This window comes from Streptomyces sp. NPDC051364 (assembly GCF_040682115.1).
Classification (GTDB): domain Bacteria; phylum Actinomycetota; class Actinomycetes; order Streptomycetales; family Streptomycetaceae; genus Streptomyces.
The window spans coordinates 297,905-309,730 of record NZ_JBFBAH010000007.1 but is presented as its reverse complement, the minus strand read 5'-3'; the positions used below and the strand labels follow the sequence as shown (position 1 = coordinate 309,730).

General features: G+C 67.8%; 13 protein-coding genes and 1 pseudogene. 8 read left to right on the top strand and 6 right to left on the bottom strand.

The window, feature by feature from the left end; all coding sequences use genetic code 11:
- Positions 1–26 precede the first annotated feature (26 nt).
- The 6 genes and pseudogenes from AB0M76_RS18505 (at position 27) to AB0M76_RS18480 (ending at position 4,165) form a co-directional block, all read left to right on the top strand.
- A complete protein-coding gene (locus AB0M76_RS18505) occupies positions 27–437 on the top strand; it encodes a hypothetical protein (protein ID WP_365953829.1) in 411 nt (136 codons plus the stop codon).
- 57 nt (positions 438–494) lie between these two features.
- Positions 495–1,754 (top strand): ATP-grasp domain-containing protein, encoded by a 1,260-nt coding sequence (locus AB0M76_RS18500; protein ID WP_365953828.1) that lies wholly within the window; start codon positions 495–497, stop codon positions 1,752–1,754.
- Between the two features lie 32 nt (positions 1,755–1,786).
- Positions 1,787–2,626 (top strand): DUF317 domain-containing protein, encoded by an 840-nt coding sequence (locus tag AB0M76_RS18495; RefSeq protein ID WP_365953827.1) that lies wholly within the window; start codon positions 1,787–1,789, stop codon positions 2,624–2,626.
- Positions 2,627–2,749: 123 nt separating this feature from the next.
- Positions 2,750–3,112 (top strand): hypothetical protein, encoded by a 363-nt coding sequence (locus AB0M76_RS18490; RefSeq protein WP_365953826.1) that lies wholly within the window; start codon positions 2,750–2,752, stop codon positions 3,110–3,112.
- 59 nt (positions 3,113–3,171) lie between these two features.
- Positions 3,172–3,774, top strand: a pseudogene (locus AB0M76_RS18485) (SpaA isopeptide-forming pilin-related protein); the annotation flags it as partial.
- Between the two features lie 289 nt (positions 3,775–4,063).
- Positions 4,064–4,165: an LPXTG cell wall anchor domain-containing protein gene (locus AB0M76_RS18480; protein WP_365953928.1), complete on the top strand. Its 102-nt coding sequence runs from the start codon at positions 4,064–4,066 to the stop codon at positions 4,163–4,165.
- A 114-nt stretch (positions 4,166–4,279) separates the two neighbouring features.
- Here AB0M76_RS18480 and AB0M76_RS18475 read toward each other — a convergent pair whose 3' ends face one another.
- Entirely contained in the window at positions 4,280–5,107 is an 828-nt protein-coding gene (locus tag AB0M76_RS18475; RefSeq protein WP_365953825.1) for a sugar nucleotide-binding protein, read from the bottom strand.
- 313 nt (positions 5,108–5,420) lie between these two features.
- Positions 5,421–6,431 carry a hypothetical protein gene (locus AB0M76_RS18470; RefSeq protein WP_365953824.1) on the bottom strand — a complete coding sequence of 337 codons (1,011 nt, stop codon included), beginning with the start codon at positions 6,429–6,431 and terminating at the stop codon, positions 5,421–5,423.
- 228 nt (positions 6,432–6,659) lie between these two features.
- Between AB0M76_RS18470 and AB0M76_RS18465 the strand changes: the two genes are divergently transcribed.
- Entirely contained in the window at positions 6,660–6,980 is a 321-nt protein-coding gene (locus AB0M76_RS18465; protein WP_365953823.1) for a DUF6087 family protein, read from the top strand.
- Positions 6,981–7,072: 92 nt separating this feature from the next.
- Here AB0M76_RS18465 and AB0M76_RS18460 read toward each other — a convergent pair whose 3' ends face one another.
- From AB0M76_RS18460 to AB0M76_RS18445, 4 genes are all read right to left on the bottom strand, one after another.
- Positions 7,073–7,912, bottom strand: coding sequence for an IS5 family transposase (locus tag AB0M76_RS18460; protein WP_365953822.1), 840 nt, complete (start codon positions 7,910–7,912; stop codon positions 7,073–7,075).
- 364 nt (positions 7,913–8,276) lie between these two features.
- Positions 8,277–8,678, bottom strand: a complete 402-nt coding sequence (locus tag AB0M76_RS18455) for a hypothetical protein (protein ID WP_365953821.1) — start codon at positions 8,676–8,678, stop codon at positions 8,277–8,279.
- A gap of 600 nt (positions 8,679–9,278) precedes the next feature.
- The gene (locus tag AB0M76_RS18450) at positions 9,279–9,845 is read right to left on the bottom strand and encodes an endonuclease domain-containing protein (protein ID WP_365953820.1); all 567 of its coding nucleotides are present in this window, start codon (positions 9,843–9,845) and stop codon (positions 9,279–9,281) included.
- Between the two features lie 105 nt (positions 9,846–9,950).
- Positions 9,951–10,463 (bottom strand): hypothetical protein, encoded by a 513-nt coding sequence (locus AB0M76_RS18445; RefSeq protein WP_365953819.1) that lies wholly within the window; start codon positions 10,461–10,463, stop codon positions 9,951–9,953.
- A gap of 303 nt (positions 10,464–10,766) precedes the next feature.
- Between AB0M76_RS18445 and AB0M76_RS18440 the strand changes: the two genes are divergently transcribed.
- Complete coding sequence (locus AB0M76_RS18440; protein WP_365953818.1) at positions 10,767–11,804, top strand: DnaB-like helicase C-terminal domain-containing protein; 1,038 nt, start codon at positions 10,767–10,769, stop codon at positions 11,802–11,804.
- Positions 11,805–11,826: the final 22 nt, after the last annotated feature.

The following is an 11,826-nucleotide window of genomic DNA, read 5'->3' as shown; positions in this document are numbered from 1 at the left end:
CTCCGCTCACCCGACCAGAGAGACCCATGCCCCCGAGCTCTTCGGCCATCTCCTCGCTCCACGCGGATCAAGCAGCCGCAGCGGGCAGCCTCGTACGCCTGCTCACCGACCGCTTCGACACCCTGCCCACCGCCGCGACCACCGCCCTGGCCCAGACCCTGCTGGCCCAGGACGGCCTCGTCGCCGACGTCCACCACCTGCTCCGCGCCGTTTCCCACTGGGCGGGCACCACCGGCCCCACCCTCTACGAGGGGCCGCTCCCCTTCGAAGTCCAGGACGCATTGGGCCAGGCAGCAGACCAGCTGGAACCGCTCGCGCTCCTGGCCAAGGAGACGGCCTTCCCCCAGACCCTGCCCCGCAGGCAACCACCACCCGCCGCGGTAACACCCGCGCCCCGCACTGCGGCCTCCGCCCAGAGCCCCGGCATGCGCCGCTGAACTTCCCCACCCCGATAGCTCCTCGCTCCCCGTCTGTTTCGAAAGGCCCCCTGCCTCTTGACCCCGTCCGAGAACCTCCGTACTGCCCCGGCCCGCCCCGTTGTCCTGGTCGTCGCGCCCAACGATTCGCTGTACCGCGGCTACTGCCTCGAGTCCGTCGCCGCCGCCTACGACACCGTGGTCATCACCCCGGCCGCCCTCACCTGGGAGAAGTCCCTCGTCGTCGACCACGAGGTCGCCGACCCGTACGACATCGATGCGCTGCTGGCAGCGGGGGAGGCGCTGGCCGCACGACAGCCCATCTCCGCCGTGCTCACCTGGAACGAGATGCTCCTGGTCAACACCGCGGCCCTCGCCCAGCACCTGCAGGTGGCCACCGACGGCCCGGACGTTCTCCACGGATGCCGCGACAAGTCCCTCAGCCGCGAGCTCTTCGATCTCCACCGGGTTCCGTCCGCCCGGTCGATGAAGTCCGCCAACCTTCTGGAGGCAGCCCTCGCTGCCGAGTTCATCGGCTACCCCGTCGTCGTCAAACCGTCCAGGCAGGCCGGCAGCGTCGGCGTCATCCGCGTCGACCGCGCCAAAGAACTCCCCGCCGGCTTCGAGTTCGCGACCGAAGGAGCGAGCCTGTGGGGCGGCGAGTCCACCGACGTCCTGGTCGAGGAGTACCTCGACGGCGAAGAGATATCCGTCGAATGCGTCACCCACCACGGAGTCACCACCCCGGTCGCTGTCACCCGCAAGCAGCTCGCCTTCGCTCCGTACTTCGAGGAAGTCGGCCACACCGTGGACGGGGCCGACCCCCTGCTCCGCCGTGTCGGACCCGTCGCCCAGGCAGCCATCGCCGCCCTCGGGATCACCACAGGCATCCAGCACGTGGAGATGCGCCTCACGGCCACGGGCCCGCGGATCATCGAAGTGAACGGCCGGATCGGCGGCGACCTGGTCGGCAAGCTCGTCCTGCTCGCCACCGGCATCGACCTGCCGCGCGCGGCCGCCGACCTCGCCCTCGGCCTGCAGCCCGACCTCACCTCCACCCGGCAGCAGGCCGCGGCCGTCGCCCTCCTCTACCCCGAGGTCTCCGGCACCATCGTCGAGCGCGGCATCGACCCGGAGTTCGCGAAGGCCACCGACTGGCTGGAGCAGACCAGCTGGATCCTCTCCCCGGGCGAACAGGTCACCCTGCCGCCGGAGGGCGACGTCGATGTCGCCCGCGTCGGCCTCCTCGTCGTCACCGCCCCCGACGCCGACCAGGCCGAAGCCCGCATCCAGGCCGCCCGCGACCACATCACGATCACCGTCACGCCGACCGCGTAGCCGCCACCCTCCCCTGCCCCCTGGACTGCTCTTTGACCGACACCGCACCTGACCCGATCGAGGGCGACGTCTACGTCACCCCCCGCTACCTGGCCGGCAGCGCCTGGATCGGAGACCCAGCCCTCCAGCCCCTGTTCGAACTCGGCTGGGACCGCCACCACGACGACGTCGGCAACCTGTACGTCGCCTCCCCAGACCGCAAGGTCCGACTCGGCTTCCTCCCCGAAGGAGACGATGACGGCCTGTGGCGCATCACGGCCTACCGCGACCCCTTCGCCGCTCCCGCCTGGGGCGTGTGCTTCAACGACATGATTCCCACGGAGCTGGTCACCGCCTTCACCACCGCCCTCGCCGCCGCGTACACCCAGGGCCCCGACGCCTTCCTCGACAAGGAGCCGCGCGACCGCTTCGACGCCGTCGCCCCGCTCATCAAAGGCGGCTGGGAACTCCAGCACCCCCGCTGGGGCGTCATGGAACTCCAGAGCACTGACGGCCTGGCCGGCTTGGAGTACACCACCGGCCGACTCGACGAGACCAAGGAGCTGACCACGCTGGAGGCACGCTGGTACATGTGGGGCGGCCCCAAGGGACCCCGCTGGTACGCCACCGCCTCCACCGGTACCCCGGTCCACCTGGTCACCGCGATCACCACCGCCCTGGCCGACCCGGCACCCGTTCCTCGCTGGCAGGAAGGGATCCTCGCCTCCCTGCTCCCGCACATCCAGATCACGCCGATCGTCCCGCCCCCGCCTCCGGCCCCCACCCCGCTCGACGTGCACCGCCGCACGGCAGCCCGGCCCCGTCCTGTGCTCACCACGACCAGCGTGCCGCGCTGGAGCACCAGCACCACCCCAGCTCCCGCCCGCCGCTGACTGGCCCTGGAGGTTCACCTGTCCCTGCACGCAGCGGAGTTCTTCGCTGAACTCCAGCCACCCTTCCCCGTCGGCGCCGTCGTCGGGAACACCTACTACGGCAGCCCTGTAGCGGACCCCCCGGTGCGGATCCGTATCGACTTCCAGAGCACGATCCGGCACCGGGAATACGACGGCCTGCGCCTGGCGGTGATCCATCCCGACCTGGGAACCCTGGACACGACCTACCTCTCCTTCGCCGACCACCAGACCTTCGCCCGGCGTGACGCGGCAAGAGACATCGGTCCCGGATGGGACGGCTACGCCCGCTTCCGCGACTGGCGCGAGGACGGGCCGCCGCCTTGGACGGGTGCCGACCTGACCGGCCTCCGCCGCGCCATCACGCACTACACCCAGATCTGGGCTCCCGCCCCGCCACCCGGCCGCTCCCGCCCGAGTCTGCCCACCCTGCCTACCGCGCACCCCGCCTCCGGCCGTTCCCGCTGACCTCCGGCATCCGCCGCCCCGGCACACCGCCCTCCACGATCAAGGACGTCACTCCCTCCATGCCCTCCAGCACCACCAACCGCTTCCCGACCGTAGTCACCGCAACCGTGGCGGCCCTCGTGGCAAGCACCCTGCTCAGCGCCCCGACCGCCTGGGCGGAAGCCCACGAACCGCAGCCCGGCACCGTCGAGATCACCAAGAAGGACCCCGACGGAGCCCTCCTCGCGGGCGCCGAGTTCAACCTGCTCGACACCCTTAACGGGACCAAGGCCCTGACCGGCAAGACCAACGCGGACGGTGTCCTTCGCTTCGAAGGCGTCGCCCCCGGCGTCTGGCGACTCAAGGAGACCGCGACCGGCAGTCCGATCCACGACCTCGCACCGGACCAGGACGTCATCGTCACCCCCGGACAGACCGTGAAGCTCGCGGTCGTCGATCCGTTCAAGCCCGCCGACCTCACGGTCACCAAGACCGATAAGGCCAGCGGCAAGCCGCTCGTCGGCGCCGTCATCAACATCACCCCCGCCCCCGGCGACGGCAAGCCCGTCACCCTGACCACGGGCAAGGACGGCACCGCCACCGCCAAGCTCCAGGTCGCCGCCCGCGCCGGCACCAGCTACACCGCTACCGAGACCAAGGCCCCCGACGGCTACCAGTTGGACTCCACCCCGGCGAAGATCACCGCCAAGCCCGGCGCCCCGGTCACCGCCGCCTTCACCAACACGAAGAAGGAGCAGCCGACCCAGCCGCCCACCACCCCGGCGCCTACCCCGACGACCCCCACCACCCCGCCGGCCACACCGTCCACCAAGCCGACCCCGAGCACGCCGGCCACCTCCCAGCCCCCCCACCAGCTCCGCGGCCCCGACCCCGGAGCAGACCACCTCCAGCACCTCCTCGCCCGCCCCCACGGGCTCCCTCGCCCAGACAGGCGCGGACGCCACCGGATGGCTGCTTGCCGGAGCGGGAGTGCTGATCGCCGCAGGCGGCGGCGCACTGCTCGCCGTACGTCGGCGCCGCGATGCGGCCGAGGATGACCAGACCGCCGGCTGACCGGACCACCACCCAGAACTGATCACCAACGCCAAGGCCCCAGGAACCGAGCCCGACCGGTTCCTGGGGCCTTCGTGTGTCTCTGCTCCAGGCTGCTCCTCGCAGCCGCCCCTCTCAGCCCTGTCGGAGGAACTCGTGGGCTCCACGGAATCGGGTACTTAGCTGCTGCTGCGTGGCCCGGCAGTCGAGACGCACGTCGAGGGCTCCCGGGAGCCCGGTATCCGCCCGGCGACCGGCGGGCAACAGCGAGGGGTCGAGGCCGTCACGCCGCGCGATGAGCACACCGAGCTCGTACCGGGTGAGGGCCTCGGAGCCAGCGACATGGGCGATGCCAGCCACCCGGGAGGTGGCGAGTTCCAAGAGCGCGGCAGCCAGATCGGCGACATGCACCGGGCAACGCACATCGTCCGTGAACAGGGCTCCTGACCTTGAGCCAATGGCCAGTTCGTGCACCACCCGTTCGTGGGCAGACCCGCCATCCCCGATGATCAGCGAGGTCCGCACGATGGCTGCGGCAGGGTGCAGGAGGCGAACGGCGGTCTCGGCGGCCCCTTTCGCCGCGCCGTAGGGCGTGATCGGATCGGGGAGCACCGTCTCGTCGTAGCCGGAGCCGCGGTTCCCGGAGAACACGGCGTCACTGGAGACGTGCACGAGGCGGATGCCCCGCCCCGCCGCGCTCTGGGCTATACGGCCAGGGCCGTCGGCGGTGACCGCCCAGTTGCTGTTCCCGCTGGAGGAGTTGATCACCACGCTGGGCTGCGCCGCGTCGAGGATTTCGTCGATACGCCGGTGGTCCTGTAGGTCCAGGTGGTGCCACGAGGTGCCAGGGGCCACGCCGGGACGGGAGTTGAACGTCCCGACCGTTGAGCGGCCGGCGGACGTCGCCTGGCGCAGCAGCTCTGTGCCCAGGAATCCACTGCCGCCGATGATCAACACCGTCATGCCAGGACACGCTAGTGGAATCGTACGCAGTCCGCGGCGGAACAGGAGATGCCCACCACCACGAACCGCCAGACCTCCGATCGCCGAGGCCCTGCTCTGTAAGAGCGTCCGCCAGTTGGCGGTGAGCTGGGGGTTACCGGATGCGGGGGCTGGTGGGGCGAGTGTCCCAGCGGTGGGTGTACCAGGTCCTGTGGATGAGGCTACGGACTGTGGTGATCGCGGTGGCCAACTGAAGGAAGAACCCGTCGGCGAATCGACGTGCTCACAGCGCAGTCGAGCCGTCAGGCCGAGATGCTCGCGGCCCTTGCCTGGATCAGCCTGGGCTGCCTCGAAAGCGTCGGGGTCGAGATCCAGTGACGTTTGCCGGGTCGAGACCGGGGTGCGGGGCCTGGCCGGGCATTGGGTCCTGCTGGGTGGACGGCGGGAGATCCCCCGCAGTCCGCCCGGGGGCGGGAGCAATGGCAGGCGTATTCCGACTGTCCCAAACGCTGGGGACCAACACCCTGTTCTCTCCGTAGTGCACCTTGATGCTGTCTTGGCGCGTCGTGCGCATCCACAATGGAGCCCCAATAAGGATGCGGCTGACGCCCTCCAGCTCCGGGTCGCCTCGGAGGTTCCATCGGCTCGGCGTGAGCGTCACGTCCTTGTAGATGACGGCCACGTACTCAGTCGCGTCGAACCCCATGATCGTGTAGCCGCGGGTTTCGGGACGCCCCTGGTGATCAGCCGGGTGGCCGTAGATACCCTGCGTCAGCGAGACCTTGAGGATCTCCAGAGCGGCCTCCTCGTCGTCGAGCAAATACGCCGGTCCCCTCCTGGCGCTCACCTCCGCGCTAATGCGGGCCATGAACTCCTCGATCAACGGAGCATTCGACGAGGTCCATCCGCCGGCAGAGTCTTCCTCCGGGACGTCGTAGCCCTTCAGGTTCTTCAGGCTTCCGAACAGGCAGAGGTCGACACGGCGGCCCTGTTGAGTGACGGTCTGTATATGGGTCAGGGCGGTCCGCCCCGGGAGGCGGTGCTCGGGAAACCCCCACCGCTGGAACTCCGCCACCTCGGCCCAGCCCGCTCCCTGAACGTACTGCCCGGAAGTCGGGGCGTCGAGGTCCGTGACGATGGACCTGCGGAGCTTCTTCTTCAGCTTCTCGGCAATGTCGAAGGTGGTGTTCTCGCGGTCCCGGCTGGCGAGATTGACGCCGTTCCCCGCCAGACCAAGATTCAAGGCGGGCTTGATGCGAGGGTCCAGTCGAATCCCGTTGTCGTCGATCACCTCACCGACGAGCCTCTCGGACCAGTAGACGTATCTGCCTACAGGCTTGGGCAAGGCTGACCTCCGCAGGAAATCAGGCCTCGGCTACGGACGCGAGGCCACTGACCCAGCAAGACGATCGACAGACGGCACTAGTTCCCAGCTGTCACCCATTCCAGTGACTCCGGTAACACTCGGTAAAGTTGGGCACTCCGAATTGGAGCCGCCTCCTTCCATCCCGGGAGAAGGGGGCGGCTGGCTGTCCGACTTCGGTAGGGTGCTGCCCCTCACGGAGGTACGACCATGACCGACGAACCCCTCGAACGCTGGGCTGCCCGCCGGCAAGGGCGTCTGCGTAGGCCCGGCGAACTGAAGGCCATCACCCTCGGCACCGGCCCGCAGCGCGCCGCCCACATCGACCCCGACGCCCCGCGCATGATCTTGGAGTGGGATGGCTTCGCCTGGCAGCCGCTCATGACCGTGGAAAACTACGCAGCGGCCCGGCTCGCCCTCTACCCGCCGCCGGAAAGAACGCCCGCCGACCAGGCCGAGGCGACCGGCCCGGTCATGGGGCGTAACCCCTTGGCCCCGGGTACCGGACGCCACCGCAAGCCCAGTCCGTGAAGCAGGCCAGCTGACTCGACTGCGTCGCCGCCTCTCACCCCGCGGCCCCGACCTCAGAGGGCGTTTGAGGTGGGCAGATTGCCGTTTATGCCCTAGTAGGTTCCTCGCCAGGTGGGTGTCGTCTCGTCCGTTATGCGCTTGGCAAGGTTGTCGATCGAGGCGATGTGGATCATGGCTTCGGAGCTGGCGGTGAGGGTTTCGTAGTCGCGGGCGAGGCGTCGGTGCATCATGATCCATCCGATACTCCGCTCAACTACCCAGCGTCTTTTGACGACATGAAAGCCGCGCTTTCCCGGGTCTCGGTTCACGACTTCGACGTCGATTCCGAGGCGGGCTCCGTGCTCGACGACGGCGTTCTTGAAACCGGTGTCGACCCAGCTTTTCGCGATGGTCGGATAGGTCTCTTTCGCTTGGTCGAGCAGGCGTATTCCCATGGCGTTCTCCGAGAGGCCGGCGCCGGCGACGGTCACGGCGAGGAGGAGGCCGATCGTGTCGGTCAGGATGCCCCGCTTCCTGCCGACGATCTTCTTCGCGGCGTCGGTTCCTTGGCTGGTCAGGGGCACGTTGGTGGAGGTCTTGACGCTCTGGGTGTCGATGACGGAGGCGGTCGGCTCCGGCTTGCGCCCTTCTTTCACGCGCGCGAGTGCGGTGAGATCGTAGTTGAGCTGAGCGAAGATTCCCTCGTCGCGCCAGGCGGCGTAGTAGAAGTGGACGGTGCCGTGGCCCGGGAAGTCGTGCGGGAGGTACTTCCAGGGGATTCCGGTGCGGTTCAAGTAGAGGATCGCGTTGAACACGTCGCGTAAATCGACTTGCGCCGGCTTTCCAGTGGGGCGACGTTCGAGCCGGGCATTCCGCCAGGCCTGCAACGTCGGCTCGATCAGGGCCCATCGGGCGTCGGACAGGTCGCTGGGGTACGGCTTGCGCTCACTCACGGCACAGCGTGATCACGAACAAGCCGGAAGGCTCCGTTCCCCGAGAGAGCAGGAGGTTCTGCCGCATCTCTACGTCAGACGGGTTTCCATGCATAGAAACGGATGAGACGGGCGGCGAGACTCGAGCCTGACCCTTGGCTAATTGACATCTACAAGACAAAATATGGGGAACTAGGGTGCTCACGTAAGCCGCATAGTCGAACTAATCTACGTAAACGCCCTCTCAGAGCACACCAACAAGTCTGCCCTCCTGTGCCATCCCGGCTCTTCCTTTTCCAGGAGTAGGGGACCAAGGCTCAGGTGACTGGGTAGGGCCTCGGATAGCCCATCCGCTCGTACTCCACGGCCTTCGCGTCGACTTCATCTAGCGCGCTGACACGGCCAAGGGCCTGCAGCGCCATGACCGCGGTGCAGACTGAGACCGCGTGGACCTGGTCGGGTAGCGCCAGGTCCCCCACTGCGGCAGTGAGTCCCGTCTCCCGCAATGCGACTCGGCGTACAGCTGACGTCGTCGCGAACTCGTTCTCCAGGGGGACAAGGCTGCCACCGCGTCGATCTCCCGCACCGCCATCGACGGCTCGCCCAGCCGGTCGAAGAGCTCGTCGTGGTCGAGGACCAGCCAGGCCAGCACTCGCTCCATCCGACCGGTGTCCAGGTCCGCGAGGCACCTTTCGACGTGGGCCCGGTTCTGGGAGAGGTAGGCACGTGTCAGGTCGGTCGCCCGCCACATCGCGTCGACCAGCCACGGATCATCGAATTTGGTCATGGCCCCCTTCTAGCGGAATCGGGGGAGGCTGCGGGGGGAATCTCCCCCCTTTACCGCTATCGGTATCAGGGTGGCATGCAAGACCGTTCGGCCCGGCGGCCCTTCCCCTTGGAGGAGACTGCCTCGGCGTCAATGCCATAAAGGGGCGGAACGGTCTGGCCGACCTCTTGTTGGAACGCTGTAGCGTCTCGCCGCTCGTGGCTCAGGCTGGGGTCGTTTACCAGCTGTTCTTCCGTTGTCTCAGGTTGATGGCACATCTAGCCAGTCTGACGAGCCTGGCATTTCCTCATGCTGTCGATCGGCAGGCCCAGGCTCGGCAAGTCCTCGCACCCCAGCACCGCGTGGAACCAGGGCGTCGGTGAGCCAGCGCTGCCGCGCGAGCACCTCGCCGCCCCGCTGGTCCCGCGACGGCATCAGCGCGAGGAGGCGAGGCGAGTTTCGCCCGGACGCTGCCGGGCTGGAGAGAGGGCGAGGACTGACCGCGTTCAGGAACCGACCGGGGCCGCCGCAAGCTTGTCCGCGGGGATGAGGCGAGACACGGGCCAAGTTCTGGAGGCTCCCGACAGCCCAGGGGGCGGCGGGGCCTCAGCGGTGGAACGCTCACGACCACCTCACATACCCGTGCTTGACCACCTCCGCATCGTGTATGAAGGCCCAGGAGGTCGGCAGGTAGGCATCGTCGCGGCCGCGGATGACACGGGCTTCTGGTCGGCGCGCCGGCGGGTTGGCTAGGTAGGCGTCGATGTCCGGGATCGCAAAGCCGGCGCCGCGACGGCGCTTGCGCTCATACGGCGCCAGCTCGTTCAGGTTGCACGGGCGGCAGAGGATCCCGCGAACGCAGCAGCGGTTGCTGGAGCCCTTCATGCCGCAGCAGTGATGGTCGTGATCGATCTGCCAGGGGCGTGGTTCGACGTGAGGGATACCGCCGTCGCAGGGCTCCTCATTGTCGCCGCAGAGGGCGCACCGAAAATTTTGCGCGCGCCAGATGGCGTTGTATTGGGGGATGGTGAGCCCGTACTTCACAATGCCCCGGCGCATCCGGTAGCACCCTTGGCACTCACGGCCCCGCACCAGGCGGGCCGCCCATGCCCCACAGTCGCAGAATTCACCGTCCCCCTCGAGTTCGATCCGCGTCATGATCTGCTCGATCTCTTCCGGGGAAATCATGCCGGGATCCTAGAGCTCGCTGCTGACAGCGCCCACCATTGTCGGCTCGTGCTGTCCGGGCTGCATGGCAGAGTTGCTGGCATGCCCGGCAACGCCTGCAACCGCTCAGGGAGTGTTCTTCGGTTCGCCGCCAGAGCCACCGCGTTGGTCTTCGAACCAGTCGCTCTTCGGGAAGCCTTCTGTCCTCGGCTCATACACGATCTTGTCGTAGAGAGCCTTCTGGCAGATCCGAGAGTGGTCCGCTGCGGAGAGGGTCAGCCGCTTACGCTCGTCAGCAGGTTCGGTGAACCATTGGCGGATCCCCATGTGACTCCATCCATCCGGGGAGTCGTGGTCGCCGTAGACGATGCGAGTCAGTCCCGCGAGGACGATCTCGTGAGATAGGGACTTCTCGATCTCGGCTGGGTCTGTGAAGCGCACAGTCCATGACCATTTTTGTCCCTCGGCGAGCTGGGCATCCTTGGGGAACCGTCCCTCGAAGCCAGCGTGGTGCGCCGCGTTGGGACCGATGACGATGTTCTCGGCCCAGGTAACGTCTCCGAGCCACACGGAGTCAGCTAGGAACCCCTCTGCGATCTTCCGGGTCTCGTCATCGCTGATGAGGTGGTTGCTGTCCATCGCCCCTCCCAGAGCCGAGGCCCGACCGCTCGGACCTCATCAGAGGATGCCTCACTTCGGTGTGCGGGATCGGTCTTTCACCAACTGGTCTCGCCAACAGCTCCCCGCAGGGCAACCGAGCGGTTACCGTCTATTCAGCGCACCTCGTCTGTGCGCGCTGCGGCGGAACCCACCTTCCGTCGTCGGCGAACCGAGCGGCCGCTGGGATGCGAGAGGTTCGTTGGTGCTGCCGAGTCCAGACTCTCCATGCACCTGGCGGTAGTCGGGGTGGGACGGCGTACGCCAGGGGTGCAGGAGACCGCTGTGACCGCCAAGCCGCACCACAACACCACCCACCAGCAGAAGATCGCCCGCGCGCTGCACAAGAGCATCGGCTGCGGCTATCAGGAAGCCTTGAGGCGCGTACGTCTCGCCGCCGAGCGGGGCCTCCTCCCCGCATCCCTGGACGCCGCCGGCCGGGAACGCGCCGTGCACATCCTGGCTGCCGCAGAGCCCGCCGTGATCCCGCCTCAGATCCAGGCGAACCCCGCCGCCTACGGCACACATTCACACCCCCAACCTGCCGACGGGTCGCTGACACCTTCTCTTCCATGGCGGGGTAGCGATGAGCTGGTCCGCTTCGAGCCCGGTGGCGTCACCGTTCTGGTGTCCTTGCCCACCGCCGGGCGCACGACCATGGCGCTGAACATCGCGGCTCACAACACCGAGCGGGGAATGGCCTGCCTATTCACCTCGGGTGAGACCTCCGACGAGGGTCATTGGCGGAAGGTACTGACCGCCAAGTACGGGTTCGATGTCCGCAGGCAGGCTCCCCCTGAGGGCTGGGATGCCTTCAAGGCCAGGGTGACCGCGGATATGGGGTCTCTGCCGTTGTTCATTCACAACCCGAGCCCTGGTAGCGCGGTCCGGGATGTCTTCAGGGAGGGCCGGACCATGGCGATTGCTCGTGGCCGGCGGCTGGGCCTCTGGGTCCTCGACACCATCCAGCACTTCAGTCAGTTCACCGACGACGGCCTCGATCTCGCCGACTCCATGCACCAGGCACGTCGCATCGCGCAGGAGAACCAGATCTCCGTCCTGGTGACCGCCCGGGTACTGACCGAGTCCAAGGACGAGATCATCAGCGCCGAGCACCTGCCGCCAGAGCTGCGAGGCGCGGACTCGATCCTGGCGCTCCACCGCGACAACAGTTCCTGGTTCACCCGCCGTGAGGACGACTCGGCCGCGTCGACACTGACAGTGCTGCGCCCCCGCTCCTCCCAGACCCGCTCCGCGCAGCTCTTCCTCGAAGAGGAGCGCTGCCGGTTCGTCTCTCTGCATGCCGGCCATCCCACGCCCTGATCTCGCGCTACCGCCAGCTGGG

Bases quoted from the DNA above. Each gene is read 5' to 3' on its own strand.
- AB0M76_RS18505 (WP_365953829.1), top strand. From the start codon at position 27: ATGCCCCCGAGCTCTTCGGCCATCTCCTCGCTCCACGCGGATCAAGCA.
- AB0M76_RS18475 (WP_365953825.1), bottom strand. From the start codon at position 5,107: ATGACGGTGTTGATCATCGGCGGCAGTGGATTCCTGGGCACAGAGCTG.
- AB0M76_RS18465 (WP_365953823.1), top strand. From the start codon at position 6,660: ATGACCGACGAACCCCTCGAACGCTGGGCTGCCCGCCGGCAAGGGCGT.
- AB0M76_RS18455 (WP_365953821.1), bottom strand. From the start codon at position 8,678: ATGACCAAATTCGATGATCCGTGGCTGGTCGACGCGATGTGGCGGGCG.
- AB0M76_RS18450 (WP_365953820.1), bottom strand. From the start codon at position 9,845: ATGATTTCCCCGGAAGAGATCGAGCAGATCATGACGCGGATCGAACTC.
- AB0M76_RS18445 (WP_365953819.1), bottom strand. From the start codon at position 10,463: ATGGACAGCAACCACCTCATCAGCGATGACGAGACCCGGAAGATCGCA.